Here is a 26,696-nt window from a genome sequence, read left to right as displayed (position 1 = left end):
TTTTAAGGTCAATACTTGAGTTTACTATAAGAAACCAAGAACCATACTTTTGGAAATTCTTTATGAGTACAATTTCAGATCGCATCGCTACTCGAATGCGTGAATTAAATATCAAACAAGTAGATTTAATTAATACTTATGGTTTATCGAAAGGTACTGTTTCCAAGTGGGTCTCTGGTACAAATACACCAAATGGTGAGAACCTGACTAAACTGGCTAAAATATTAAAGACAACAGAAGCATGGATTATTAATGGTGAAATTAAAGAAAAATCCAATGCCTCTATAAGTAGCATGGAAGTTGAAGTTTATGAGGAAGGCGATCCTGTACCAGATGGTTATGTAGCAATTGATTATTATGATGATGTCTATGTAAGCGCTGGGAATGGTTATTTAAATTTAGAAAAACCAAGCGATAAGAAAATGCTCTTTCCTGTAGATTTAGTTAGAGAGTGCAATGTCAAACCAGATACAACAAAAGTGATCCATGTACGTGGTGAAAGTATGTTTCCAAAACTAAAAGATGGACAAGCTATATCTATTGATATGTCAGCAAAAAATATTTTTGATGGAGAGATTTACGCCTTCCAAGTCGGAGATGACACCAAAATCAAATATCTTTATAACTGGAATGATCAAGGTAAAGGTGGGTTTAAAGCAGTTTCGGCTAACCCAGATAAAATTCAATATCCAGATGAATTTTACTCGCCTCAACGCATTGAATCTGAAGGTATCTTTGTAGTTGGTCAGTACTGGTGGAAACAAGTTGTAAAGAGGATTAGGCGCTAATTCATATTTATAAAAGCTAGATTCTCTTTACTTAGGTTAAAAATCATGCCAAATAATCAGTTTTCAGTTAGTGAAATAAATTCATTTGATTTACAAGGGAAAAATGCTGCTCTTATGATGTTTGTGAATCAAATTATTCATTCAAACCCAAATTTGGCAGCATCAATTTTAATCAGCATCAAAGAAATATCTGACCAACAGAATCCAGTTATTCAAAAATTATTTGTTTTAGACTACTTTGAGACTCCAGAAGTAGCATCTGAGGCCATAAGTGTTGTGTTACAGGGTTTTAATGATGAGCTTAATAAGCTTATTGATTTAACAATTCAAAGAATGGAGGGATAGCTAATTTGTTCCAACTTTCTCCTTAATTCGTTCACAGAAACATCACCTCTTTTAATGCTGTTAAGTTGAATTTTTTGTCTATAATTATCCTGCATTTTCTGCATCAAGACGGCAATATCCTCAAACATGAGAGATGACTTTTTAATATTTCTCAACTCGCCAGCTTGTTTTTCAAGCCATTTAATATGACGATCTTTCTTTTTCCGATTTCTATATTTTTGGCTCATAAGCTTAATAAACTCCAAACAACCTGACCTTATGTCAGGTTTTCTTTTGCCTATTAAAGCACAAAGTTTCCCTTAGGAAAAATAAATGTTTCCTTTAGTAAATTATTTCTTGACACAAAAGTTTCCTTTGATAAACTAAATTCACCAACAACAAAAACCTAAAGTTAGGTGACTGAAAATGAAATCAACCGATCATAACCAATTTATCGATGACATTGACGGTGGTGTCTTTGCTCAACAATTAGGCTATGCAATCAGTGAAGTTGCATCAGCAACCGTTGATAATGACGGCAAAGGTGAAATTAACGTCAAGATCAAATTCTCAAAAGGTGTCGGTGCAAACAGCGTCACAATTGAGCACAAATTAACATCAAATACCCCCTTTCCAGATGGCAATAAAATTGAAAATCACGGTGCAAAAACATCAATGCATGTCAATAAAGACGGTGATGTATCTCTTTTTGCAAATCACACAGCTCAACTTTTTGAAGATGCATAAGGCCTCTTCTTAACTCCCCCAAAACCTTTGTAAAGGAAAAAATCATGTCATTAGAAAAAAGTGAAGTTGCAGCAGTTGTTGAACATTGTTCACCTGTAATGGATTTAGACCGTGGCGGGCTTCAAGCTGTTCATGAGAATTTCAAAATTCATAATTTGGAAATTCATCAAAATGGTCGAAATCGCATTCGTGGCATCTTTGCAACACCAATCTTCGCAGATTTTGCAAAATACATTGCTGATGCACCAACGATTGGACCAGTGCCAGTATTCGTATCTCGTGATGATGTTAAAGCTGTTGCTGTATTGAATTATAGTGAAAAAGGCTTTGACCAAGGTCATTGCGACCACACAGCAACATTACAACTTGATCCGACTGTAGTTTGGAAAAAGTTAAATCAACTTAAAGATACAAAGCTTGACCAAAAACGCTTTGCAACCTTTCTTGAAGATTGGGCAACTGTTCTTACCGCACTTGATGCAGATGACAAAGAAATCAATATTAAAGAAGCAATTGTCGCTGTACGAAATATGAAGGTTGATATTAACACCTCAAGTGATGCTGAGGTTGAAAACACTCGTGAAGTCCGTACAGCTCAGGCGGATATTGCAGCTAAGGCCAAAAAAGGGCAATTACCAGCAAAATTCAAGATTCTCGATACCGCTTATGTTGGTTTGGAAGCTAAAACAATTGAGTTGCGTTTAATCGTTAACGGTAGTAGCGGTGAACCTGTATTCGCGCTCCAAATCGTAAAAGAAGAAATTTTAAGTAATGACATCATTCAAGAATTTAAGGTTCTCGTTACAAACCTTCTTCCAGATCATCAAGTTTTAATTGGTACGTTTCAAGCGTAATACTTAAATAAAAGCCAAAAAAAGCCCTGCTAATCTTGGCGGATTCAGGGCTTCTTAAGGTCAACCTTCATTGCTTTAAGCAAGAAAATTATGGAACGAGAGCATTATGGAACAAAAGCTTTCTCAAAACAACATTACATTTAGTATCTCTAATGTAATGAAAATTACCGCTGTAATAGCGTTAATGACTTTGCTTGGACTATTTTTTTTAGCTGAGCCAAGAAAGATTGAACATACGACTCAGAATGATTCAATTCCTGATATTCAAACATCCACTTATGGTATTTCGCTTCTTTCAATTACATCAAAAAATACTGGGACAGGATTAATCAATCTTGATGGTTACTTAGTACCAGTAGATTTCAAATTTGAAACCTATCCAAGTGACTACGGTATAGAAGAAACCGCGTTCACAGCTGTAGATATTACAAACTTAGAAATTGGTCAAATCACTGATAGAAACGGAAATCATATCGATGACTTCACCAATTTTCAGGATCACAAGAGAATCAATGAAGCATTAAAAAACTTCATTGAAGCTAATAAACTCGTGGAGGTTCGCTAATGTCATCGACTATTAAACAGCAGATCAACTCTACATTTGAGGCTTTTAGTCAAAATATCGGCCCTGCTCAAGTTCTTGAGTCACTTAGTAAAGGCATCGGTATTGAATATGCAGAGGTTGAAACATCAGACTGGACATTCATAGAGAAGAATTGCCCTATTTCTATTGCTGATATTTACGGTGGTTTTCTAAAATTCCGTTACTCAATGAAAACTTATGAAACTCAGCGCCATAAAGAAAAATCATCAAAGTATTTTTGCGAATTTTTAAATATTGATGGTGATGGCAATGAGCGATATCGCGTAGGTTTTGATAACTATTCAGTATATGTTCTGAAGAAGAATCCTGTTTCTAAGTTACCAGCTGGTCTAAGTAAGCACTTAACTTGGGGAACCAAGTTAAACGGATTTGATTTTTATATTGAACGTAATGGTCAATTAATCCCGACAACACCTTCTGAAAAAGTGACACCTCATCTATATAAAGCCCGTCAAGCTAAAGAATTAGCTCGTCGTTGCCAGTATTTAGATGAAAAGGGTTTCTTTGAAAGTGAACCACGTCAACGTAAAACTTTGGGTTAGGAGGTTGTGAACATGGGAAATTCAAGCAACCAAAACATGCATTTATGGCATTCAGTTTGTATTACTGATCCTACACAAACCAAAAAGATTGAAGGTAAACCATATAAAGGCACCTCTCCTAAAGCATATTGGTTAATTCAAAGGGCTACTGAGACTTTCGGACCCATTGGTCATGGTTGGGGCGTAGATGTTAAAGATCATGGCTTTCAAAAAATTGATGATCTGACTATCCATCATTGGATAGTAATCACCCTTTGGTACATGAAAGATGGTCAAAAATGTTGTGTTGATCAAACTGCTGGTTCTAAAGCTATGTATAAGGCAAGCACTGGAATGGTTTATGACGAAGATGCAATTAAAAAGTCAAAAACCAATGCAACGGTTAAAGCTTTGAGCCTTCTTGGATTTGCAGGTGATATTCATGCTGGATACTGGAATGCACCTGGTTATCAGCAAAAAGCTTACGACCACTATTACAGTAATTCACAGCCTATAAATTCAAATCAGCAATCTCAACAGCAACAGGCCACAGCTGTTAAAGAAACTAAAGACGTTCAACAAAACGTGAGTGAATCCAGACCTAAACGCACTGAAAACCAGCTTTTTAATGATGCAATTTCAGCAATTAACAAAGCTACTGATACTTCCGTTTTAGATGCTGCATATAACCGTTTTAAAGGCACGACTTTCGAAAAAGCCATCGTTGCAGCATGTAAGAACAAAAAAACTCATGAGCGATGGGGCCAAGCCTAAATTTTGGTGCCCTTCTCTAAAGTTATCTATTAAATATTGGAAAAGTAAATGAATACAAAAGTTAATTTGCCTATATACACCGAACAACAAGTCAAAGCGATTGTTCGCTCAATTATCGAGTCTAAAGATAGCAATATCTATAACGAAGTTGTGCAAGTTTTCGAAAAGCCACTAATTGAGGAATTATTAATTCAAGAACGTGGTAATCAAACACGGGTGGCACTCCGATTAGGTCTAAACCGCGGTACTCTTCGCAAAAAGTTATACACACATGGTATTTTGAATGAGGGTAATGTCTAATGGAATACAAAATACTTGTGCCACTAGCACTACTTCGAGCTGCTCTAATTGCTTCTAAAGATGAAGATGAATTTGATTTTAGAAATCTAGATGCCATTGCTATCAACAAAGGACATATTGTCGCAACAGATGGATGCTTTCTTTTTTATGCAAAATTGGGAAATGTAGAAAATGAAATTTCTTTTATTATTCCAAAAGCATATGCTCAAAGCTTTGTGAGTAAAACTGAATACTGTTCTGGATTAATCAACTGTCAAATTTCTTACGACAAGGATAAGCAAACTGGATTAATTGAAATCCCGAATCATCATAATGCATATGAAGGTTTTAAAGTATTTCTGTCTGATTCATTTATAGAATGGCAAAAAGTATTACCAGAAGCAGATTCTGAATACCAAGGTTTTGTATGCTTTGGTGGAGATTACATTAAAAAGCTTGAAGAAATTTCAGGAATATTAGGCAGTATTTGTCGCCATAATTTGAAACCAACAGGTATAGACAAAGCAGCAATTATCAATTTTACGTTTAGTGATTTTGAAAATGTAAATGCTGTATTAATGCCTAGAAGCGAGAACCCAGATTCAGAATTATTTTGTGTTGCGATTTCAGATAGTCATGAGGATGAGGTAACACTATTAGCAGCTGCATCCGCGGAATTCGCATTCAAAGCTGCTCAACGCTTACGAAAAGATTTTATCTTTAATCCAAGATTTAATAAAGACCATTCACCTTTTAACGATGGAGCAAGTTGGATTTATCCAGCGGTCTGGAATAGTTCAAAACAAGCTCATGCAGATCAATTAGAAATAACAGAAGAATGGTTTGCAAAACCATTAAAACGTTATGACGATCTCAAATTAGCTATTAAATATATACAAGCAACTAATGATTGTGTTGAATGCTACATCGGTGATAAATCAATCGTAGCTTCAACTGTAGAACAAGTGACTAAGTTCTTTAATGAAAATAAAGCATTAATCAAAACAAAGCTTTGGAGTGTAAATATTCCAGAAGAACCTGATTCAGCATCAATTTTACACCCTGTCCCTTCTCAGAAAATTGGAAAGCAATTAGTACACAGGCTGAAACAAGAAGCATTACAGCAGTTCCCTACTGTTGGTAAATCTATTGCCGAAGCTGTAGCGCTTGAGGTGTGGGAAGGTACTGAAGCTGAACATGCTGAGTATCTCAAAACAAATCCAAACTGGTGGCTTCACACAACTTTTTTGGAGAATATTAATGCTTAATATCCAAAAAATTAAAGTTAAAGCACATGTTCGATATTGGGAGGATACAACCATCAATGATGTTGATGACACCGAAGATGGTAAAAATGTCCCATGCAAACTAGGTGAATTATGGTGCCCAGTAATCAATGTTGACACAGGCATTATTGAGAATTGGGAAATCGGAAAAACTGCCTTTATTCATTACAAAGTAGTTGATGGTTGTGGGTGGGAGTTATTGGATTCAACTAGAAAAGTTATCAAATCACAAGATGAAGGATATGTCCCAAAAACATTATGCCCTGCTGAATGCGGTTATGGTGACTATATCATCATGAATATTGATGTAAATGGTCAGATCGCTAAATGGAAATTTGATTTAGATGATTTTCAGGATGAGGGCGTGTAAATGACTAAATATATTGAGAGAGAGGCTTTTGAGGCTTGGTTTAAAACAACAGGTATGTATGAAGCCCTTATTGAGTACATAGCAACTCATCAGCCTAACTTAAAAAGTGCATTTATTAAGAGTGGTAAGTCGTACAGGAACACAATGGTTAATACGGCTTGGTCCTCTTGGCAAGCAGCCAAAGCCCACGAAGCCAAAAATCACAAAGACTGCGCGGTATTTAAAGAAACTGAATTTGCACTTTTACCTAAAACTATCACACCCGAAATTGAAGAAATTTTAGGAATGCCTTGTTTTAAATTTATAAAAGCAGCCCAAATTTATCGCCTTCATGGATTTGATATTCAACCTAAGGCAGAAAAAGAACAAGCCTTTTTTATATTTAAAATTCTACATTTGGCCTTGCTTCATGGAGATAAATGTTTTGATGTTTTTGAGGCTGAAACTAAAGAAATGGTAATAGCAGCAAGGGATAAAAATCATGAGTAATTTACAAGATAAAATTGAATTAATCATCCGTGATATTTGCGAGCTGTCTGACAGATCTAGCCCTGAAGAATATCCCGACCACCTACTTGTCTTACCTGAAGAACTTGAAATGTTTATTAGCCAACGTATGGCAGAATGTTTCCCAAATATTTTAGAGGCAGCTACAGAAATCTGGTGTGACAACGGCATGGTTAATCGTCATGAACCATACGGTGTAAAAGTTGAGTTATTAAACCAATGGTTAATGACTTTAGACAGCAATGAATTAATGCTGGCTGAAACTGAGCTATCTAAATTAAGCGAAGATGATCTTCACACTCTTTGTTGCGGTGAAGAATCTGAACAAGAACGGATTGGCTCAACTTTCATTAATGAATTTCTGGATAAAATTTTTGATGAGGAATATGCAGCAAAAGTGGAGGTTGGCCAATAATGTATAACTCAAAATTTAAAATTGATGAAAAAGTCATTCTTCCTGATTCTAGCGAAGCTGCATGGCCTATTAATGTAACGGCTTGGCAGTCGAATACTGGACATATATTTCTGGATGAAAAAGTAGCTAGATATGATGGTTCAACACATAGCCTTTGCAAGCGTGGACATCTATCTCCTAAACAAGGGTATTGTGCAGAATGCGTTCCTCTTAATAACCAGGAAGAATATGCAACCTACCCAAAGCAAAAGTGGAATGATGAACCCTTATATTCAATGGCTCTGGACCAATGGTATTTTGATAAAAATTCAGTAATAGATGTTATGCGTGAAACTGGTCAATCAGCTCAGGAACTAATGCTTGTAATTGGTGAACCTAAAAATGCATATGAAATTGATCCAGACGAATATTTTGAAGAACATTTACCTGATGGAATAAATGTACCAGATGAAATCGCAGAAGCTTTTAACACCTTAAATGATGCTATTAGGAACTGTGCAAATCCATTGTGTTACTACCCTTCTAACATAGCAGTATTAATTGAGGAGGTATAAAATGGCGCGTTTGACTAAATTAGATCATATGACTTCTGAGGAAAAAGCTGCGGAGGCTATTAAATTTTGGGCGGCCCCCAAAGATGCAACATTCACTCCCGAAGTTTTGGCAATTGTTTATAAAAAATCTTTGTCATGGTTCCAGCTTAAACGCTGTGCTGGTGGAGGTATTCCATTCAGCAAAGAAGGCCGAACCATCTTGTATAAGAAACAAGATGCCATTGATTACTTCTCCAAAGAGACACATCAAAGTACATCATCAGCCGCTTATATTTAGCGGCTTTTTTCTATGTAGGCGTGTAGGCACTGTGTAGGCACTCTTGATAAAATCGTGTAGGCGCTATGTAGGCATTTGGAATATTGCGAATTGGTGTGTATTATTGCGAATTATTGCAGAATTTAGAAAATATTATTTAAAATTAAAAGCTTAGATAGAAAATTTATTGCGAATTATTGTTTGTTGTTGTCTATTATTGTCTAAACTTTTTTGTAACAGATGGATTATGAGTCCGCTGCTCTAACCAACTGAGCTATAGGCCCTATACTTTGTAACTTATTGTATTCACTACAATTCAGCTTGAGACCAATATTAGCTAAATTCAAATTTAATTACAAGTTATTTCTTGAGTAGACCCATAGTAGACCGCAGAAATTACTGTAATATGTAGCTATATATTGTCAAGCCTAGCGGATTCTAGCCCATGTCAGCAAACCGAGTAAAGCTTACAAAGTCATTTATTGATCAACTCGAACTAAAACCTGCTATTTTTCGTGATAGTGAGTTAATTGGTTTTGCTGTACGGGTTAATACCTCATATAAAACATATATCGTTGAGAAAAAGGTAAATGGCAGGTCTACTCGGTCTACTTTGGGTATTCACGGTCAAATAACACTTGCTCAAGCAAGAGTATTGGCTCAAGAAGCCTTACTTGAAATGACGAAAGGTGTAAATCTTAATGAGAAGAAAAAGAATCGTATTACGGACGCAGAGAAGCTCTATCAGGTAAAGCAACAGCAACCGACTCTCTTTGAAGCCTACAGTGTTTATATTGATGAGCGAGAGCTAAAACCACGTACGCTAGATGACTATAGTGACGTTATTAATGGCTACTTATCTGATTGGAAAGATATCAAATTAAAAGATATCAACCGCAAGATGATTCAGGATAAACATAAAGAATTATCCGAACGCAGTAAGGCTCAAGCAAATATGGTGATGCGAGTTTTTCGCGCGATTTATAATTTCTCAATAGAACATTATTTAGATGATGATGAGAATCCAATTCTTCCACCTATCAATCCTGTGCGTACGCTAACTGCAAAAAAAGCTTGGAATAAAATTAAAAGAAGAAAAACATATATTAATGAAGATAAATTACCTGACTGGATTAACGCTGTATTAAATTTTCATGATCGTGGTCAAAAACTTGAGACTAACAAAGATTTCCTGCTCACCTTGATTTTGACTGGCTTTAGACGAGAAGAATGTGAATCACTCGCTTGGTCTGCAATTGATCTTAAATACGGCTTTATCACTTCAATAGATCCCAAAAACAATGAGCCGCATACATTACCTATGGGCGATTATTTATGGGCAATGATGAAAAAAAGAAGAACAGCTATAAATACAGAATGGGTCTTCCCTTCTGCAAAATCAGTTTCTGGCCATATTACAAATATTTCTAAGGTGCGGAATAAAATCAACGAGAGCTGCGGTATACCTTTCACTTTCCATGATCTTCGTAGAACGTTCGGCTCAATTGCTGAAGGTTTAGATTATGGGAAATATACGATCAAAAAACTGCTGAATCATAAAGAAGAAGATGATCGAGACGTAACGGCTGGATATGTACAAGTAAGCGATAAAAAGCTAAGGGCTGCTATGAATGAAATTGAAGATATTGTTTTAGGACCAAATAAAATTTTTAAATGATTTCGCTACAACTTTGAAACCAATGCTAGGCAATGATGTATGAAAAAGTTATATCTTCAACTAATAACTAACTAAATGAATCATACTTTTTTTGAACAATTTTTTAGAAATATGGATGCACTTTTTGAGGCAATCGGATAGTAAAATTATCAGATAAACCTCTCTTGCCAACGTATAAAAAACATACTATACATTGTCACTGCTCTTATGTTTAAAGAGCTTTATTTCAATACAAAACAAAAATTTAAACTTTCTAGAGAGAAAATAAGATGACTACAAAACTTGTTTGTTATGGTGGGCACAGCAAATATATGTCTGATGAACTAAATCGTACCGAAGCTTATACTTTAAGTGTGGTTGAGCATGTTCTTGGATCAAATCAATTTTTTGTTGAAGAATCAAAAGATAATTATACCGAAGAGTTAATTAATAAGTTAAAGGAAGAAAATTATCTGATTTCAGAAAATCTATTCACGCGACTTGTTGATGACGGCTTTGCTGTTAAAAGTGCAGTTTTTTCAGTTGATGATCTGCATAAAACAATCAACGATTGTAAAAAACACACTTCTCAAGAGTGGGAAATTTTAGACGAGAAGTATAAGAAGTAATATTTAGAAAAAAGCACACTTTCATAGTGTGCTTTTTTCTTGTTAATTATATTAATAAAGGTTGTAATTGACTTTTTAACTCCTCAACTTTATGCCTTGCTTTTGGTTTATACTGTTTACCAACTAGGCATAATGTTCGCCCCGCATTTGATGCGACATCTGATAGCTTTTCTAACTCAAGTACAGCTTTATTAAATTGGTTGAATAAACCAAATGTCGATTGCCTCAATTCTTTCTCACAGTTAATAAAGTAACGGCGAGCTATGCGACCTTGTTCGTTGTTTTCAACCATTGAGAGTTCTTTAGCTACGTCAAGAGTAAGAAAGTATTCGATACTTTTTGTATTCCCCTTACGAATTGTGTTCCCATATTTCCTTATCGTTTCAGAAATTTGTGGAACGATAGAATAATCTTCGTTTTCAATAAATTTATATGTTGCAATTCGCTCTTTAATCCAGTCAGCAAATTGACGTTTGCTACCAAGCCATTTATGTAACTCACGAGCATCAACACATGGCTGAATCTCACCAGCAATTGAGGCATCGACAACTGGAATTAAAGCATTGTCTAAAGTTTGGAATTTTTGCATATGCAAAACCTCTTATAAAGAGTTCCGTTTAGCGGCAAATCCAGAAAGAACAGAGATAAAAATAAGTTTTCTTAGTATTTTCAATTAATCCATTAACAGTCCACCTCACCAAACAATATGTTTAGTGAATTAAACTGAAAAGTTCACCAAATTAAACAAAATGTTTACTTGCTTAAATCGGTGGTCTAATATTAACTAAGTTAAGTTAGTTTTTAATCTTTACATCTAAGTTCTCTTAGTTAGTGCCATCCAACGGCGATTAAAAATTTCGGTATTTCGTAATTGCCGTTACTGAATACCACCTGAACCACAAAAAAGATCAAGTATTGCCGTACTTGGTCTTTTTTCTTTTGAGCACATGAGCAAAAAACTTGGCTCGCTTACTCTTTGATTTGGCTCTATGATTTACTGTATAAGAGTTACGCTTAAATGGCTACCCTTGACATCTAACAAGTGCGTTAAATCTTGTCGTGCAATATCATTGATATGCTATTATTTTATTCATTATTGAATAATACTGTTATTTACAAATTAGAATTACTCTTATCTGAATGATCATCATAGTTTGTTCGCTTTAGTCCGTTTTAGTTCGTTTCATTCTGTTTTCATCTGCTGATTTAATGAAATCTCCAATAAAGTAAATAACCTTGCTATCATTCATAATTGAATAATTAAATACTTTTTTAGAAATATTTTTTTACAAAATTACCGCTTTTTAGAGCGGTAATAATTTCATTTGAAAATGAATTGTCAATTATTAAAATTATGAACTGTTATCAACTTCTGCATGATAATGGTTTTCCTGAGATTTACTGAACTCAAGCGAATCCTCAATCATGCTATTTGTTATCTGAAAAAGCCGAGTTAGTTCTTTGAATACAGATTCAGGCACATTATAGACCTTGCTTAGATATTCAATGGTTCGCTCATGTTTGTTCTGTATGGCATCGAGCATCGCTGCGATGTCGGCTACTTGTTCATAAGCCAGTGCAAAGCCTTCGGCTACATCGTTTTCGTCATAAGATTTCATCAGGGTTTTCATTTTTATTCCCCTTATTTATCTATGTTATTCAAAGAAAGAAAATTCGAATATTTTCCATCCATGTGCATCAATCGACTCATTAAATCTTGTAGATCTAAGCTTTCATTTTGCCAGTCATGTGTCTGAACGATTTGAAAGAGTGATACATAGTTGCGTTCGCCCAGTAGTAAACGTGCTTCGTATGCACCATTTTTAAAATGGTCTTGTATGCCATAGCTCATCTTTGGATTTAATTGCTGCATCGCATTACCGAACTCACTCCACCATTGGCTCAACCAAACCATGTGTAAAGCAAGATTTCGGATATTCGCCTCTTCTTCGAGACTCCGTAGTTTCATTGTTTCAAGGAACGTAACTGAGTCATTGAAATGGATAGCCAGTAAATCTTTATAACTTGATACTTTGAAATGTTGATGGTGTCTATGCCACATCTCTGTACGTTTTTTGACGCTACCTTCGCAGCGACGATCGACGATTGCTTTAAGTTCGGCAATTTGACGGTTATTGATTTTGATGCGTGTTTCAAGTTGATGTTGTTTTGGTTGCTCTATTTCTTTTTCCAAAATGTCTAATACCCATTTTCGGAATTCTTTGGAAACTGCAGTCTTTGCAAACATGGAAATAAGATATGCGCCACGTAATGAAAAAATCCGCATACCCAAATTGGGTAACTGTGGATTTTCTATCACTTGCGTCATTTTATTAGTAAATTCATCTGCTTTACGGTTGAAGATTTTACTGACCGCATTTTCCTGTTTATAACCTAAAGTACGAGCTAATTCTGTAGATGTAATCCAAATTTGCTCGTCATTTTGTTGTATAGGATGCAATGTTACGGTATTAAATGTTAGACTATTCATATCAATTTTCTCGCTGAATGTTGGTAACTCGCCCCGTGATCCGCCAAGATTTTTCGGGGCGTTTTAATTTTAAAATAATGTCCACTGGACATATTGCAAATATATATGTCCACTTGATACCATGTCAACAGAATTTATTAGGGCGATGTCATGGGTAAACATTTAGGTGTTGCTTATAATTTGCGTTTACCGCAAGAACTAAAAGATAAAATTGCAGAGTCTGCTAAAGAGCTGAATCGTTCTATGAATGCAGATATTGTGGCACGATTAGAAGATAGTTTTGAGCAAAAAAATCTTAGTAAATTAAACGAAGTTCCATTAGAGCAACTTTTGGCTGCAGTTATGGAAAAATTGGGGAAAAATTCTTTGAGCCTTACTCGTGAAGAAATCGCGCGCGCAAAAGAATTTTAAAAAATAGAGAAAACCTAAGTTTCGTTATTTTTTAGGAATAATATGGCTAGAACAGTTCCTCAATTTAATTTACGTGTTCCGCAAGAACTAAAACAAATAGTTGAAGATGCAGCTAAGAAAAGTGGTCGCTCAATTAATGCAGAAGCAGTTTTTCGTTTGGAGCAAAGTTTTACGCAAGATAAAAAATTACTAGAAATTTCAAGCGTTATGACTAAAACAATGACGAATAGCTTAGAGACAATAGATACCGCTTTAAGTAAAATCGTACACGTATATTTAAAATCTGGATTTGTTATGTATTCTGCTAGTTCCTTTGATGCCGAAGGAAAGATTTACTTCACAAACTTAATTAGTTACATTCACAAGTATAGTGACCAAGACATGTCTGAATTTTTAAATTCCTTAAAAAACAACAGTCATGATGAATACATTAAATCTATAAAAAATGAATATCAATTATATCGAGTTATTGACTTTAAATCTTTAATCATACATGAGCAAACTCATTTTCTAGATTTAACTAGTAGCCTTTGGGGGTTGGAGTTTAGCATTAGGAAAAATAATGTTTTTTTAACAAAAAATAATGTAGAGGAGCAAAAAAATGCATTGAATGTATTTTCATTGAACTATTCAGAATTATTAAAAATGCATCGACCTCTTAATAAAAATGATAATTTATTATTTGATTATAGAAAGGTAATCAACTACAAACATTTTTATTACTACGATGAAAATGTTGGTGTATGTTTAGAAATTCAATTGAATTATAAAAACTCTTCCATTTCAGTTCCAGTGAGCATGTTATCAGTTTTGGAATCACATGCTTTTTCCAATGAGTATTTATCAAAATATATGGATGCTTCTAAAATAAAAAATTTAAAAATCAAGCAAAAAATTATAAACCAAATTCATGAAAACTACATAAACTTTATGAACAATCCAATTTATCATGAATATAATATTTTATTAAAATTAATTGATATCCACTATTCCAAATTTGGTTTAAACATCATACAAAAATTAAAATTATGTTCGGCAATCACGGGTCTTTGTTTGGATATGGGGGGATTAATGATGTCAAGCATAAGTAATGAAATTTATAAAACTATTGGAAGTCATTATAAATACTCGATTAAAGCGGATTGGATGAGAGGTTCAAGTCGTCATATATTGGCAATAAAAATAATTTTACTCATGTTTGATTACATTAAATCATTAAAAAAAGTATCAGAAATACAAAAGATGAAGAATTTATTAAAATATAATCCATTAAATGCTATCAACAATTTTATTGAAAAATTAACAACAAGTTATGAATCTTTAAAAACAATTGAAAAAATAGAGAAAGAAACCTATTTAAATATTTTACAAAAAAAACCTTTCGCAAAAAGCAATATAATTTTTTCTAATTCCTTAGAAAACAATGCTGCCTATATCAATTCACAATATGTCCTTAACAGTCTAAATAATTATAGATTATTAATGATGTTTAGAGATGATGAAGATTTAGTACATAATTTTATTGAGTTCCCATTAACTTTTGCTATTAATATTGAAGTATATTCGAATGAACCTGAAACAGAGGAACTTTCTATTATTGATGAAATACTTACTATTGATAAGTTGAAAAAATTCCATATGGATAACTTAGAAGCTGAAAGAATGGTAAATGCTAATAAGTACTCTGCTAATTTTAATTACGATCCAGCTTTATCATAAAAGAGTTTAGACACTCAAAGTGGCCCTACTCTTTTTATTTTTTCATAATTTGGTTCTTGAATAAAAATCCACAAAGGTAAGTCATTATAATTTTCTGCATAATTATCAGGAATTTGAATGCTAAACTCCGATGGATTTAAAAATGATTCTGTTGCAATCACTTTATCATCTTTAATTGTTAATGTTTTAAAAAATTCAGCTATCATAGAACTTCTCCACCCTAAGTGGGCAAAAGGTTGTCCATCTATTTTTTCTCCTGAATATACAAATCGAACACCGTATACTTTATTATTTTCAATAATTAATTCATGAACATTCTCAATCCAAGAGGAATATCGCATAAAATAAAAGGCTAATTGATTTTCAAGTTCAGTATTTAGCATATTTCCATTACAAAAAATTTCTGTCTTTTTAGGTAAAAATAGAACCTTATTACTATTATCTCTTGGTAATTCATGAGCATTTTCCTCATCAGTAAGAATTCTAATTTCTATATCTGGAGTTGTCGCTAACATACAATCTCCAATTTTAGACATTTCTGATCGTGCCATAGCTTGAATATAATCTATAGTATATTTATCATTTTCATCATTAAATGCTTTTATTGGTAATAAAACCCAATGATTGAAAAGTCTAAAATAAACTGAAATATAAAGTGCTACATTCATAATATCTGCATATTTTTTTAGTTTGTTAAAATATTTTTTCTGCAATTCAAACTTTTTATACGGATCTTTTGAGTTAAAACTTTTTACCTCAACTAATATTTGCTCATCATCATTAAGTATAACTCGATAATCAGGCATTTCGATATCTGATTTTGCTGTAAATAAGTTTCCTGCATCTTCTTGCTTAACTAGCTTTACTGAACCTAGAGCACCTGTAACGTAAGCAAAAAGCATTTCTATGCGTTTACCATGAATTGTTATTGGTGTTTTTTGAGATCCTTCTATACTTTTTCTTATTTCTTTCAAAAAAGTATTTAATGAAGATTCATCTTGAATATTAATAGAATATTTACTTGTGTAAGCAGAGAAAAGTTCAAATGCATCAAACTTTTCAAATTTCCTATTTTGTCTTTTCATATTATTTTGAACTCTTACCTAATATGTTTATAGTTGAGATGAAATTTTCACTATCCAAAAAAGCTTAACCATATTGATTCAAATCACTTTTTATGACTTAATCCATGATTTGTCAAGCAAACTAGTTTTTATAAGACTTTTTCACTAGATTCATTGAGTAAAATACTTAAGTATTGCTAGACTTGAGCTAATATTATGACTTTAAAATAATTTATGAAAATTTTACTTATTTTAGTTTTGGGGTTTACTACCATTCAGGTCTATGCAAAGAAATGTGCTGACTTTAGTACCCAACAAGAAGCTCAATCATGGTACGAGAAAAGAAAGAAATCTGGTCAGACTGGATGGAAAAGCTTAGATCGTGACGGCGATGGTCAAGCATGTGATTGCTTGCCGGGTGGAAATGGCAAGAAATGCCCGAAGAAGAAAAAATAAGGAAAGAACATGAAGTTTAATTTTTCTCTAGATGTGGCTATTGCCCTCACTTTAATTACAGTCTTTCTTTTCACTTCTGGTCAGATTTATTTGAATGGCTATTTAGGTTATTTTTTAGTAGATCCGATAGCCCTTAACTTTTCAGTACAAGACAAAATTTATCTTGGATTTTTTAAAGGAATTAATCAGCTTCTGTACCTTTGTACGGCTTGTTTAATAATGTTTTTCTTAAGATACATTTTTGTTTATTTCGATTTAGCAAAAAAACTTGATACAAAGTTACTTACTTACATACCTAAAAATGAACGTAGTCCCGAGAAAGTTTTGAGAATTCATAACTCGCAACAATATGATGAGTTAGACAAGAATTATTCAGCAGTTGTAATAAACTCATTATTAATATTAGCTTTATTGTGGGGAACTTTTCAGGCGTTCATATATATAGAGAAAAAAAGTAAAATTGTTGCTGAAAAAGTAATGAACAATTTAGATGTTTTACCAAAAATTAAGATTGAAGAACAAAGTGATAAAACTGTTAGATATTTATTAAAATGTGGCTCTACCCTATGTGCTGTGATTGATGAAAAGAAAAATGTCTCTATGGTTGAACCAAAAAATGTTGTGTATTTGAGTTCTAATTTTGATAAAAAAGCATCTTAATGGATAAAAATATGTCAGCATTTTTCATAATCATGGGATTCATCTTAACTTTCTCTGGATTAATCTTTGGCCCATATATATTCCATAAACACATCAGAAACCACCAAGAAAGTCATGCGATGGGCTTTTTATGTATGCTTCCTGGTATGTTTGTTGTGATGCTTGGCTTTTATTTGAGATGAGAAACTGTAGTACTTATACATAGTTGAATTAAGCCCTTCAAAAAGGGCTTTTTTTATTTCTTTAAAAATAATGCCCTCTCTGCTTCACGGCGGCGAACCAAGCCCTTTAACACTTTACTGCCGCCTCTATTCCACTTTGGAAACTCATCTGCTGCAGCTTTATAATCTAAAGCATTCAGATACTTCACTAAGGTCGACGTTTTAAAAGCATTCGTACCGATGTTATAAGCCAAAGAAACCAATGCATCGAATTGATTTTGTGATAGTGGAACACTCACAGAATCATTTACAGCAGTTTGAAAGCGCCTCAAATCATGTTGAAAAAAAGACTTTGCTTGTTCTAAGGTACAACTATCCCCTTTCTTTACAGCAACACCATTTGGATAAATCGTTGTCCCGTAACCGATGGTCCAGACTCCTACACTATCGTCATAAGCTTTCAATCTTAAATCTTCAAAACTGGTGATGAGTTGGATCCCTTCAGAACTTATGGTCATTTCAGAATCAATCGCGATTCCAAGCATATCGGCAACATCATAGGCTGTAGCTACATTGATTAATTTATCAGTGGCATCAACTTGTTTTTGAGTCAGCTTTCCACCACTGATTTTACGTAAATATTCGATGATCGCTTTCATGATTCCTCACCTACTTTTTTGCTAATCATTCGATCTACCCAAAGTGTGCCTTTGAAGCCCACAATACCACCCACAAAGATTGAAAGCTGCATAGGTAACGCTAAATACTCTAATGCACTCACAATCGTTAACGTTAGACATCCGCACAACACAGCTTCTAACCAGTCGATCTTTCCACGTTTCTTGAGTGATCTTAAGATCGCGACAATCACTGACAGAATTACAGCGACCACTGTAAGGTTATGCGCATCTAACCAATCAATTGCATATTTAAAATAATCTTGTATTCACTTTTCTCCAGGTAATAAAAAACCCACTCAAAAGAGTGGGTCGATCATTGTTAAATAGAGTTTTGTTTTAAATTTAATCGAAATTACAAAGGTATTTCACAAATATCTTTGGTACTGGCTGCATAATTTAGAGTAATTTTACTTTTATCTGTAATGAGTTCACCTGAAATGGTTTTACCAATATTCGGGTCTCCTGCAGTAAAGCCCCATGCAACACCATACTCAATAAAACCTATCTTAGTTGGCGTAGTAGTAAAAGAGTCAATATAGCCTTTATTGACACCATTGATATTTAGACCGATCTGTTTAGAATTTTGATTGATAAAAAGCCCTATCCTTAATCCCGCAGCTGGTATTGAAGAAATTGGGTATGTATAGGAATTTTCACCACTTCCATCTTCTTTAGATAGCGAAACGTTTAAATTAATACCATTTGCCTGCTCATTGACCAGACTTATAGTACCCACTTTTATACTTTTATCTGTATTTGAAAGTAAAAAACTATACCCCATTGAAATATAACTACCGTTTGTAATAGGAGTTTTAATAAAGTTATCAATTAAAAATTCAACAGCATACTCACCCGTGGTACCAATACCTTTATCAGCAATAATATTTTCACTATTGATCAAAATTTTTTGTGCTATATCTGAACTCGTGCCCATATACATTTGAAATGTGTTTGAGTTGGATGGGAAACTAGGTATCAGAAATGAGCTTTTCTGATTTGTAATAGTTGGAAACTTTGTAGTTGGAATGTTGCTAGGTAATGCCTCAATTTCCGCAGTACTAGCATCCAAATTATAAGTACATGCTGCAAAGCTATTTCCTATTGTTGATGCGATAATAATTGTACCCAAGATTATATTTTTCACAGTTAAATCCTTTCTTATAATTCAACGTTTACTATAAATAAATTATAAAAATATTTATAATATCAAATAGATGGAGATAAATACCGCCTTTCGGCGGTATTTTTTTTAAAACTTCTTTGATGATTAAAGACCAACTCCACAAATATCACTTGATCCAGTTGGATAGGTAAATTGGATGTTTGGTGCATCTGTGATCATCTGGATTGAAACCTGTTTACCGAGAAACTTAGAAGCTGTGTTTGGAGATGGCTGAGAAACTGCTTGGAAACCGATATTGCTCAAAGCATTTTCAGCATTGATGTTCAGATATCCATAATTAGTACCATTAATGATGTAGCCTAATTGCTTCGCCACTTGGTTAAAATAAATACCTATTCGAACCTTACCATCACTAGGTGTTGCCACAGATATTAATTTACGATCAAAATCTTTAGCTTCTAGCTGTCCAGTGGAGTCTAATTTGGTAGTTACGCCTGTTAAAGTGACATAACCTCCATTTGTATAGTTTGGATCATTGTTTACCACGCTATAAGCCAGATCCAAACTTAACTCATTTTTTGAGTTGGAAGCCCCTAATATCTGTACAGCTAGTTGTTGAATTTCATGACTTGTCCCTAGAGGTATATCTTTGATATTAGAAATATCAAAAACAAACTCCGTTGCAACAATATTTGAGCCTAAAACAGCTTTATCCGTTAATGTTGAACTAATCGAACCATTACTTATAAAATTACTAGATGTCGCTATTTAATCAACTGAATTACCAGAGTGACCAATTACTGCTGTACCTTTTTGTTCTGTAACATTAATTGTTGGCATTAAAGAAGCCTGACGACCTCCTAAAGCATTCGCAGCATCAACTTGGGCCTGCGTTGCATTTAAATTATAAGTACAAGCTGCATACGAACTTCCCATAGTTACCAGACTAATCATCGTTCCTAGAAGAATCTCTTTCACAAATATGTCCTTTTTATAATAGAACACCCAGTATACTTAAATCGGTACGGTAATTTAAAAATTTGGATAAAAGGAAAATACTCTGAAATGATACATCGCCTTAGCTTTGATTTATTTAAAAATTGAGCTAAACGTTTCTTTCACTTCGACAATAATTTCTGCAAGTGACTTGCCTTTCATTAATTGTACGGCTTGGTACAAGATACCAATGCACAAGATACCAATGCACAACATCCCAAACACAGCAAACATAAGCATCACAAAGCCTTGAGCCATGTGTGAATAATGACCTAAGTTAAAATACTCAATGAATGCAGCCCCTCCAAATAAGCTAATAGCCACACTGAAAACAAACTTCATCACAACACCAATATTGATCTTGATCCGCCCTTCCTTATCAATATCTCCACTTAAAATAAGTGCGAAAATCGCGCCTACAATTGCAGCAAAGATTTTTAAAACTCACGGTAGTGCTTTGATCGATAAATGCTCATGCATTTTCATTTCTCCAGATAATAAAAAACCGCCTGTAAAGGCGGTCAATTCGTTATATAAGAACTTCCAGAGGGAAATCTTATTTAGATTACATTTCCACAGATATCTGTCGCCCCAACTGGATACGACAGAGAAATATCCGCACTGTTTGTTAGCAATGTTCCTTTTAAATTTTGCCCTATAATTGATGAATTTTGAGGAACCTCTATATCTGCTCTTGGGAAAAATGAAATTTTACCAATCTTCTTTTCCAATCCAAATATATAGCCTTTGTTTACACCATTCACATTTAATCCAATCTGTTTGGATTCTTGGTTTATATAAAAGCCAAGCTTAAAATTACTCTGCAATGGTATTGATATAGGGTAAGTATAATTAGCATTTTGATTTGTTTTAAAATTATAGAAACTCACATTAAGATTTGTGCTTTGCAAATAAGAAGGTTCATTTACATTATCTAAGGTGGCATTAACAACTATATTTTGAATATCAGTATCTTGTGTACCAGCATAAATAATAAGACCACTCTTAATTACTTGCCTATTAACTCCTGTTAGTTGAGCAGGATAATTATTAAATTTATATTCAAAAACTGAAATACCATTTTGTTGTACAGCAACATCGCCAAAAGCTGTTGTCTGGGGGTTTTGAGTAAAATTAAGTAAATTTTGTGTTCCTAGTGAAGAGCCTGCAAGAAAAATATATTTATTCCCAAAAAACCCCAATTGGTTGGTTAACCTGTTGGCTAAGAGTATTTACTTCCAAGAATTTTTGAGAAATATTTGGTTGCATTTGCTCAATTTGGTTGTTAGATGCATCTAAAATATAGCTGCACTCAGCAAATACATTACTTGTAGCAGCAATTGTTATCAAAGATCCTAGAACTAATTTTTTCACTTTTATACTCTTTGTTGTAATAGAAAGGTCAGTATACTAAAAGTAGTACAGTTGTAAAAAAATTAAGATGAATGGAAATACGCTTTCAGTAGTACGAAAATAAATCAATTTTTTAAATATTCACCGCTTATTGTAAAAACTAAAAACCCCTCAAAAATTAACTTGAGGGGTTTTCTTATAATCAGAGTTTAATCAAAATGATTACTTTTTATTTTTAAGTTTCTTTTTCAATTTAGCTAATTTGCCTTCATGTTTAGCTATTTTCTTTAGGCGCGCTTTAATTTGTTTTTTAAGGGATTTAACTTGTTTAGCCACGATGTTACTCCTTGGTTAGTTTATCCGTTGACTGATGTTTTTTTATAAAACTACGGATGTATTTTCTTAATTCTCTAGCTGCACTTGTGTCTAAGCTATCACATAGGTGAATAAACTCGTCACGCTCAGCCGTATTAATACGAATTAAGAGTTGGCCATCTTTTTTATTCACCTTAGTTTTTTTGGGTAACTCAGCCATATCGTTTTAATTCCCAAAATGTATATACAATGTATATGCTAAACTAATTAATGTCAACCTTAGCCTCTCGATAAAACGTTTAAACTACTATAGCTATCAAGAACCACATACCATAAACTTGAATTACAGTTGCGACCCCGACACCGCTACTTACTCGCTCTGCCATTTTCATTTCTCTAGATATACTCCCCACGAATACGGGGAAAATGGTTACTTTTAAAAAGGTTATTTTGAAATCTTGTATACTCGATAAGCTGCTCCATCTCTAGATTTATCTGCTACTTCAACTTTCCAACCCATTACTTTTAATGAGTTTGTTAACTGAAAGATGTCGTCCCACATACCGAAAACAACAAAGTATTTCGCATTAAATTTGGTAGCTATAGCATCGATTGCTCTTGGATCATTTCCGCAATTTACTAATCGAGTAACTTTGTTTACTTGGGCTGAATATGATGTTTTGAGTCCAACTATATCTACAAGCTTACTATTAGTTACAGTCGAGATATAACCCGCATCATGAATCAAAATTACATCATTCTTACTGATATTCTCCTTTACCCACTCCCCAACTGTAAAATTTTCATTTTGAGTAAATTGAATAGAAGTATTTAAATTGTGAATGTTTTTAGGGACACTATACAAACCTAGAACTAGCATAAGTAAACTTAGATATTTACTATATTTAGCAACTAAATTTAATGATAAAAAATCAATTAACCCTATAATCGCGAACGCATAAAAAACGTATTGATATCTGTAATTATTGTGATGAATACCACCTGAAAACTCTAACAAATACAATATGTAAAAAATAGAAATAAATGTAAGAAAAACGAATCTTAACCGAGTAAACAAAATTGCTATAAAACCTAGTGAAAGAACTCCCAGGCTTGACAAGAACCTGCCAATACCAGAATTTAACACTCTAATTTTTTCATCTAGTTGCTTACACGACTCAGCAAAAAAGTATGATTTAGCTCCTGCTGTATTAGGTAATATATTTCCAGTCAAAATGATTGCGTAAATTGCGACCATTGCTGAAGCTATCACTAAGATAAAAAATGCTCTTGAAAACTCGCTTTTTTGATTGTTTTTAAAATAAAAAAAAGCAGCTCTAACACATATTATCGCGCTTAGAAATGACAATTCAGGTCGTACAAATGGCAATACTGGTAACAATGCAAATGCTAACTTTTGCTGTGGTACTCCATTTCTAAACAAAATTAAACTTATAGTGACTAAAAAGATGAGTAAGCCTGTTTCAAGCCCATTAAAAAACTGCTCAATTACGTATCCAGAAACAGCTGCTAATAAGGTTAGACAGAAACTTGTGACTATATTTTTAGTCGACTTAAATGAATATAAAAAGATTGCTACAAGAAATAATATGTAGCTTAGAGAAGCTATTAAAAATTGACTCCAATTTGTATCAAAAACAAAAGCAATGAGTGTAATTAATCCTACATGCACAATGCTTGTCAGCCCTGAGTTTTTTGCAGAATCTAAAAACACTGACTCGCTTTTAAAGTTAACAAAATTATTAACCGAATGTTGTACTATGTATGCATCATCTAGGGTGTAAACGGGTGTCCATCCCATAAGATAAAGTACATAAATACAAATAATTCCCCCAAGCACCATTGGAATTACTATTTTATTTTTCATAAAATTCAAACTTAATATTTTCAATATGTTAGTAGTTTATAACGGATCTATCACTAAATTGAAGATTAAAGTGCTTTTATCTCAGGAAAGGAGGATTAGAAGTCATGATATTCTTTCGTTTGTGATGTGAAGTTGGTTGTATATCTTGCAACACCGATAGTCACTCTTACCTCATCAACAATGCCTCTCCAATAATCGGTAGAAATACCGTTACCCCCCAATAAAATGTTTTAGCCGATACCGCACTTATATGGGTTACATTTCCAACCGCTACCCCATTTACATATAAAGTGATTACCCCTACATTTCTTACAATCAGCAATACAGAATGCTTCAACGTTGTGCATATCAGTAATACGAAATACTTTATTCTTTAACAACTCAGGAATGATCGAGCGCCACATCATGGCAGCATGGTCCATTACGGAGATGTACTCAGGAACATTCGTTTTAAGTGGTCGCTTCCCTTTGTTCCCTAATGTCTTTTTTGTCTCTTGAGGTTTTGGCTTTCTACCTCGCCCTGGTACGGTCGCAACTCCACTCATTTGTCAATACCCCGATTTTTTAATTTCGCGCACGTAAAAATGTGACTTAGGGGGCGGTCATTTCAGAGTAAATTTCTGAACTTTTTGTATCCTACCTCCCATCACGGCGAGCTTTTGCTGTCTTCTCGCGCTGTCTTTTCTTGGTGACACGGCGAGCATAGCGATTGCAGGTTGTCCATATCATCTGTGCCACCCTGTTCCTTTGAGACAATATGATCGAGATCAGTGGCCATAACAACTTCACCGATTGCGAAGTGTTTTACGCAAAGATAATTATCTCTTTTAAGCACTTGTTCTCTAAGCTTGCGCCATGCATGTCCATAGCCCCGCTCTGTGGTTGAGCCTGATCGTTGAGGTCGTTTGTTCCAATTACTGCGCTTATCTGCATGATCATCATAGAAGCCTTTTTGGCTTCTTGATTTGACTAGGTTTGGACATCCAAACTCTCTGCAAGGTCTGCTCATTCTGTTTCACCTCAATCTTCAGGCATAAAAAAAACCACCGAAGTGGGCGTATTTTTGACAATCAATTTCAATAAACTATTTTATTGTTGTTCTGTTAGCTGATGATAACCTACTTCTGAAAATACTTGTCCAATAAGTATAGTAGATCTCTATCATCTATTTCCTTTTTTCTACTTTGCTCTATTTGCTGCTGATACTCTTCTTGTGAAATTACTCCTTTATCAGGTGTAGTCTCAATGAGCTTCAAATAAGGCTTATTATTTAAAGTTTTATTTTGTGCATTATATTGAGTTTTATCATAAGCGCTCATACCGGATGTCTGAAATACATCTTCAATTCTTTGTGTCATATAATTATAGTTTTGATTTGCCCATTTTGTTTTTAGTTGATTTGATATCTCAAAAAAATCCACACTCTCATTGCTGTCAGTCTTATTATGAGAGTTATCTTCTTTAACAATTAAAATAGATGGTTTTTTTTCGAAAAAATCATCGGCTCTGCATACAGAACTGAAAACCACTAAACTAATAAAAAACAATAGTATCCTAAACATCAAATGTATAGCTCATTACAAACCGTTGGAATGAATAAATTTTATATAAATTTAAAAAAAACCTCCACTCCCTATCATATTCTTTTATTGCTTTTCGGCCTATAAATAGTTTTGTTTAGCTTTGCTTTCGGCAACTAAGATTCCATAATTTTCACTCATAAAAAACCGCCTCAACGGCGGCTTTAACACAACATCTTTAAGTGCTATTTATTACTCTGGAATAAAGACCATTTTTTGTTGGGCAACAATCCACTCTGGTTTCCCATCTTTTAGCCAAACTTTTGTTCTTGCCTTATTTATAAGTAAATGGACAATTTTTCTGTCTAAGTTTTCTAGACCAGTACTCTTGTACACTTTGATATGTCTAACATATCCACGTTTATCAATGAAAACTAAAAATTCAATTTCTCTGTATCTATTTTCAAGCTCACTGTTGTACACAGTTATATTTGGCAAATAAACCCAAATGTTCTCATTATTACTTATATCCTTAAAATTAAATTCAACACCATCAATAATTAACTTATCCGTTGAGTAAGGATCTAATTTTTCCATTTTAATATAGTCAACTTGAGTTGCTGCACATCCACTTAAAGATAGAAATAAAGCACAAAAAAACAATTTATTAAGCATGGTTTTTACCAAAAATTTTTTTGATTATATATATTTTTAAATCAAATACTATACTTAAAACCTCAAAAAAAATCAGATATTAAAAAATATTTTTGTGAAGTTAGTTCTTTCCAATCTTTATACGAAAATTAGTTGATCCAATGTCTTGTATTTGCATGGTGTAAACAGGCTTTCCGTCTTTCTGATCTTCGTTAATTAATAATTTAACAACTCCATAATTCTTATCACCAGTTATTTCAACTTTGTAAAAGTATGCCGGTTGTTTGGATTCATAAGAACTTGGACCGCCAACAGCTCTAATACTATAGTCGGTAACTTTGCCAAATTCTCTTCCTATCGTATCATCTGTATATATTACAGATTCAACACGCTGAACATTATTCTTATTATTAATCATAGAATGTACTCCCCAAAATATAAGTAAAACTACACTCATGAGAGCAATATTTCTTTTCTTCTTCAAATCTTTAAATTCTATAAACATGAAAGGGAAAAACCTTTTGAAAACATTCAAACAATTTATAAAAATCGTTACCTAATTGTACCCACTACAAAAAAAGCCCGCATTAGCGAGCTTTTAAATATCTAGTGAACCATTATAATTTCGCTCACTATAGCA

Annotated in this window: 39 protein-coding genes; 20 read left to right on the top strand and 19 right to left on the bottom strand. The window is 33.7% G+C overall.

Annotated elements, in window-relative coordinates:
• The first annotated feature begins 62 nt into the window (after positions 1-62).
• Together F959_RS08010 and F959_RS08005 are read left to right on the top strand one after the other, a co-directional pair.
• Positions 63-788 (top strand): S24 family peptidase, encoded by a 726-nt coding sequence (locus tag F959_RS08010; RefSeq protein ID WP_004878960.1) that lies wholly within the window; start codon positions 63-65, stop codon positions 786-788.
• A gap of 45 nt (positions 789-833) precedes the next feature.
• Positions 834-1,133 (top strand): hypothetical protein, encoded by a 300-nt coding sequence (locus F959_RS08005; protein ID WP_004878959.1) that lies wholly within the window; start codon positions 834-836, stop codon positions 1,131-1,133.
• Here the strand turns inward: F959_RS08005 and F959_RS08000 are convergent.
• On the bottom strand, positions 1,115-1,360 hold the full coding sequence (locus F959_RS08000) for a hypothetical protein (protein WP_004878958.1): 246 nt from the start codon (positions 1,358-1,360) through the stop codon (positions 1,115-1,117). The two genes, F959_RS08005 and F959_RS08000, sit on opposite strands and share 19 nt — an antisense overlap.
• Positions 1,361-1,538: 178 nt before the next feature.
• Between F959_RS08000 and F959_RS07995 the strand changes: the two genes are divergently transcribed.
• The 14 genes from F959_RS07995 to F959_RS07930 all read left to right on the top strand — a co-directional run bounded on the left by F959_RS07995 (position 1,539) and on the right by F959_RS07930 (position 10,565).
• Positions 1,539-1,859 (top strand): hypothetical protein, encoded by a 321-nt coding sequence (locus tag F959_RS07995; RefSeq protein ID WP_004878956.1) that lies wholly within the window; start codon positions 1,539-1,541, stop codon positions 1,857-1,859.
• A 44-nt stretch (positions 1,860-1,903) separates the two neighbouring features.
• Positions 1,904-2,713, top strand: coding sequence for a DUF2303 family protein (locus F959_RS07990; protein WP_004878954.1), 810 nt, complete (start codon positions 1,904-1,906; stop codon positions 2,711-2,713).
• Positions 2,714-2,819: 106 nt separating this feature from the next.
• The gene (locus tag F959_RS07985; RefSeq protein WP_004878952.1) at positions 2,820-3,278 is read left to right on the top strand and encodes a hypothetical protein; all 459 of its coding nucleotides are present in this window, start codon (positions 2,820-2,822) and stop codon (positions 3,276-3,278) included.
• A complete protein-coding gene (locus tag F959_RS07980; protein ID WP_004878950.1) occupies positions 3,278-3,859 on the top strand; it encodes a hypothetical protein in 582 nt (193 codons plus the stop codon). The genes F959_RS07985 and F959_RS07980 overlap by 1 nt, the downstream gene beginning before the upstream one ends.
• A 12-nt stretch (positions 3,860-3,871) precedes the next feature.
• Positions 3,872-4,612 (top strand): hypothetical protein, encoded by a 741-nt coding sequence (locus F959_RS07975; protein ID WP_004878948.1) that lies wholly within the window; start codon positions 3,872-3,874, stop codon positions 4,610-4,612.
• Positions 4,613-4,660: 48 nt separating this feature from the next.
• The gene (locus tag F959_RS07970; protein ID WP_004878946.1) at positions 4,661-4,912 is read left to right on the top strand and encodes a helix-turn-helix domain-containing protein; all 252 of its coding nucleotides are present in this window, start codon (positions 4,661-4,663) and stop codon (positions 4,910-4,912) included.
• On the top strand, positions 4,912-6,159 hold the full coding sequence (locus F959_RS07965; RefSeq protein WP_004878944.1) for a hypothetical protein: 1,248 nt from the start codon (positions 4,912-4,914) through the stop codon (positions 6,157-6,159). Before F959_RS07970 ends, F959_RS07965 begins: the two co-directional genes overlap by 1 nt.
• The gene (locus F959_RS07960; RefSeq protein ID WP_004878942.1) at positions 6,152-6,547 is read left to right on the top strand and encodes a hypothetical protein; all 396 of its coding nucleotides are present in this window, start codon (positions 6,152-6,154) and stop codon (positions 6,545-6,547) included. Before F959_RS07965 ends, F959_RS07960 begins: the two co-directional genes overlap by 8 nt.
• Positions 6,548-7,036: a hypothetical protein gene (locus F959_RS07955; RefSeq protein ID WP_004878941.1), complete on the top strand. Its 489-nt coding sequence runs from the start codon at positions 6,548-6,550 to the stop codon at positions 7,034-7,036. It abuts the gene before it with no gap.
• A complete protein-coding gene (locus F959_RS07950; RefSeq protein ID WP_004878939.1) occupies positions 7,029-7,469 on the top strand; it encodes a hypothetical protein in 441 nt (146 codons plus the stop codon). The genes F959_RS07955 and F959_RS07950 overlap by 8 nt, the downstream gene beginning before the upstream one ends.
• On the top strand, positions 7,469-8,023 hold the full coding sequence (locus F959_RS07945; protein WP_004878936.1) for a hypothetical protein: 555 nt from the start codon (positions 7,469-7,471) through the stop codon (positions 8,021-8,023). The genes F959_RS07950 and F959_RS07945 overlap by 1 nt, the downstream gene beginning before the upstream one ends.
• A gap of 1 nt (position 8,024) precedes the next feature.
• On the top strand, positions 8,025-8,300 hold the full coding sequence (locus tag F959_RS07940; protein WP_004878934.1) for a hypothetical protein: 276 nt from the start codon (positions 8,025-8,027) through the stop codon (positions 8,298-8,300).
• Between the two features lie 424 nt (positions 8,301-8,724).
• On the top strand, positions 8,725-9,957 hold the full coding sequence (locus tag F959_RS07935; RefSeq protein ID WP_004878932.1) for a tyrosine-type recombinase/integrase: 1,233 nt from the start codon (positions 8,725-8,727) through the stop codon (positions 9,955-9,957).
• A gap of 269 nt (positions 9,958-10,226) precedes the next feature.
• Complete coding sequence (locus F959_RS07930) at positions 10,227-10,565, top strand: hypothetical protein (RefSeq protein WP_004878930.1); 339 nt, start codon at positions 10,227-10,229, stop codon at positions 10,563-10,565.
• 46 nt (positions 10,566-10,611) lie between these two features.
• Here the strand turns inward: F959_RS07930 and F959_RS07925 are convergent, their stop codons facing one another.
• From F959_RS07925 to F959_RS07915, 3 genes are all read right to left on the bottom strand, one after another.
• Positions 10,612-11,154 carry a phage antirepressor Ant gene (locus F959_RS07925; protein ID WP_004878929.1) on the bottom strand — a complete coding sequence of 181 codons (543 nt, stop codon included), beginning with the start codon at positions 11,152-11,154 and terminating at the stop codon, positions 10,612-10,614.
• Positions 11,155-11,917: 763 nt separating this feature from the next.
• Positions 11,918-12,196: a hypothetical protein gene (locus F959_RS07920; protein ID WP_004878926.1), complete on the bottom strand. Its 279-nt coding sequence runs from the start codon at positions 12,194-12,196 to the stop codon at positions 11,918-11,920.
• Positions 12,197-12,207: 11 nt separating this feature from the next.
• The gene (locus F959_RS07915) at positions 12,208-13,056 is read right to left on the bottom strand and encodes a BRO-N domain-containing protein (protein ID WP_004878923.1); all 849 of its coding nucleotides are present in this window, start codon (positions 13,054-13,056) and stop codon (positions 12,208-12,210) included.
• Positions 13,057-13,206: 150 nt separating this feature from the next.
• Here F959_RS07915 and F959_RS07910 point away from each other — a divergent pair, with 150 nt between their 5' ends.
• Together F959_RS07910 and F959_RS16875 are read left to right on the top strand one after the other, a co-directional pair.
• Entirely contained in the window at positions 13,207-13,467 is a 261-nt protein-coding gene (locus F959_RS07910) for an Arc family DNA-binding protein (protein WP_004878921.1), read from the top strand.
• 42 nt (positions 13,468-13,509) lie between these two features.
• Entirely contained in the window at positions 13,510-15,186 is a 1,677-nt protein-coding gene (locus F959_RS16875; RefSeq protein ID WP_004878919.1) for an Arc family DNA-binding protein, read from the top strand.
• Between the two features lie 14 nt (positions 15,187-15,200).
• On the opposite strand, the gene F959_RS07900 is transcribed toward F959_RS16875, so the two are convergent.
• Complete coding sequence (locus F959_RS07900; protein WP_004878917.1) at positions 15,201-16,271, bottom strand: hypothetical protein; 1,071 nt, start codon at positions 16,269-16,271, stop codon at positions 15,201-15,203.
• A gap of 213 nt (positions 16,272-16,484) precedes the next feature.
• On the opposite strand from F959_RS07900, the gene F959_RS07895 reads away from it, so the two are divergent.
• Both F959_RS07895 and F959_RS07890 read left to right on the top strand, forming a co-directional pair.
• Positions 16,485-16,706, top strand: a complete 222-nt coding sequence (locus F959_RS07895) for an excalibur calcium-binding domain-containing protein (protein ID WP_004878916.1) — start codon at positions 16,485-16,487, stop codon at positions 16,704-16,706.
• Positions 16,707-16,715: 9 nt separating this feature from the next.
• Positions 16,716-17,366 carry a hypothetical protein gene (locus F959_RS07890; protein WP_004878913.1) on the top strand — a complete coding sequence of 217 codons (651 nt, stop codon included), beginning with the start codon at positions 16,716-16,718 and terminating at the stop codon, positions 17,364-17,366.
• 235 nt (positions 17,367-17,601) lie between these two features.
• Here F959_RS07890 and F959_RS07880 read toward each other — a convergent pair whose 3' ends face one another.
• From F959_RS07880 to F959_RS07810, 14 genes are all read right to left on the bottom strand, one after another.
• A complete protein-coding gene (locus F959_RS07880; RefSeq protein WP_004878911.1) occupies positions 17,602-18,186 on the bottom strand; it encodes a lysozyme in 585 nt (194 codons plus the stop codon).
• Positions 18,183-18,449, bottom strand: a complete 267-nt coding sequence (locus F959_RS07875; protein WP_227499171.1) for a phage holin, lambda family — start codon at positions 18,447-18,449, stop codon at positions 18,183-18,185. Before F959_RS07875 ends, F959_RS07880 begins: the two co-directional genes overlap by 4 nt.
• Positions 18,450-18,559: 110 nt before the next feature.
• A complete protein-coding gene (locus F959_RS07870; protein ID WP_004878907.1) occupies positions 18,560-19,351 on the bottom strand; it encodes a DUF4882 family protein in 792 nt (263 codons plus the stop codon).
• 123 nt (positions 19,352-19,474) lie between these two features.
• Positions 19,475-19,894: a DUF4882 family protein gene (locus tag F959_RS16870; protein ID WP_004878905.1), complete on the bottom strand. Its 420-nt coding sequence runs from the start codon at positions 19,892-19,894 to the stop codon at positions 19,475-19,477.
• 204 nt (positions 19,895-20,098) lie between these two features.
• Positions 20,099-20,308, bottom strand: coding sequence for a hypothetical protein (locus F959_RS16865; RefSeq protein ID WP_004878903.1), 210 nt, complete (start codon positions 20,306-20,308; stop codon positions 20,099-20,101).
• Between the two features lie 111 nt (positions 20,309-20,419).
• On the bottom strand, positions 20,420-20,761 hold the full coding sequence (locus tag F959_RS16800) for a hypothetical protein (RefSeq protein ID WP_227499170.1): 342 nt from the start codon (positions 20,759-20,761) through the stop codon (positions 20,420-20,422).
• Positions 20,762-20,886: 125 nt separating this feature from the next.
• The gene (locus F959_RS07850; RefSeq protein WP_004878899.1) at positions 20,887-21,528 is read right to left on the bottom strand and encodes a DUF4882 family protein; all 642 of its coding nucleotides are present in this window, start codon (positions 21,526-21,528) and stop codon (positions 20,887-20,889) included.
• Positions 21,509-21,700, bottom strand: coding sequence for a hypothetical protein (locus tag F959_RS07845; RefSeq protein WP_004878897.1), 192 nt, complete (start codon positions 21,698-21,700; stop codon positions 21,509-21,511). Before F959_RS07845 ends, F959_RS07850 begins: the two co-directional genes overlap by 20 nt.
• A 319-nt stretch (positions 21,701-22,019) precedes the next feature.
• Positions 22,020-22,214: a hypothetical protein gene (locus F959_RS07840; protein WP_004878895.1), complete on the bottom strand. Its 195-nt coding sequence runs from the start codon at positions 22,212-22,214 to the stop codon at positions 22,020-22,022.
• 225 nt (positions 22,215-22,439) lie between these two features.
• Positions 22,440-23,882 (bottom strand): hypothetical protein, encoded by a 1,443-nt coding sequence (locus F959_RS07835; protein ID WP_004878892.1) that lies wholly within the window; start codon positions 23,880-23,882, stop codon positions 22,440-22,442.
• 646 nt (positions 23,883-24,528) lie between these two features.
• Positions 24,529-24,891, bottom strand: coding sequence for an HNH endonuclease (locus F959_RS07825; protein WP_004878889.1), 363 nt, complete (start codon positions 24,889-24,891; stop codon positions 24,529-24,531).
• Positions 24,892-25,000: 109 nt separating this feature from the next.
• The gene (locus tag F959_RS07820; protein ID WP_004878886.1) at positions 25,001-25,444 is read right to left on the bottom strand and encodes a hypothetical protein; all 444 of its coding nucleotides are present in this window, start codon (positions 25,442-25,444) and stop codon (positions 25,001-25,003) included.
• A 210-nt stretch (positions 25,445-25,654) separates the two neighbouring features.
• Positions 25,655-26,077 (bottom strand): hypothetical protein, encoded by a 423-nt coding sequence (locus tag F959_RS07815; RefSeq protein ID WP_004878884.1) that lies wholly within the window; start codon positions 26,075-26,077, stop codon positions 25,655-25,657.
• A gap of 100 nt (positions 26,078-26,177) precedes the next feature.
• The gene (locus tag F959_RS07810) at positions 26,178-26,561 is read right to left on the bottom strand and encodes a hypothetical protein (protein WP_228127148.1); all 384 of its coding nucleotides are present in this window, start codon (positions 26,559-26,561) and stop codon (positions 26,178-26,180) included.
• Positions 26,562-26,696: the final 135 nt, after the last annotated feature.

Source organism: Acinetobacter venetianus RAG-1 = CIP 110063 (assembly GCF_000368585.1).
Classification (GTDB): Bacteria; Pseudomonadota; Gammaproteobacteria; order Pseudomonadales; family Moraxellaceae; genus Acinetobacter; species Acinetobacter venetianus.
This window is presented reverse-complemented; position numbering and strand designations above follow the sequence as displayed.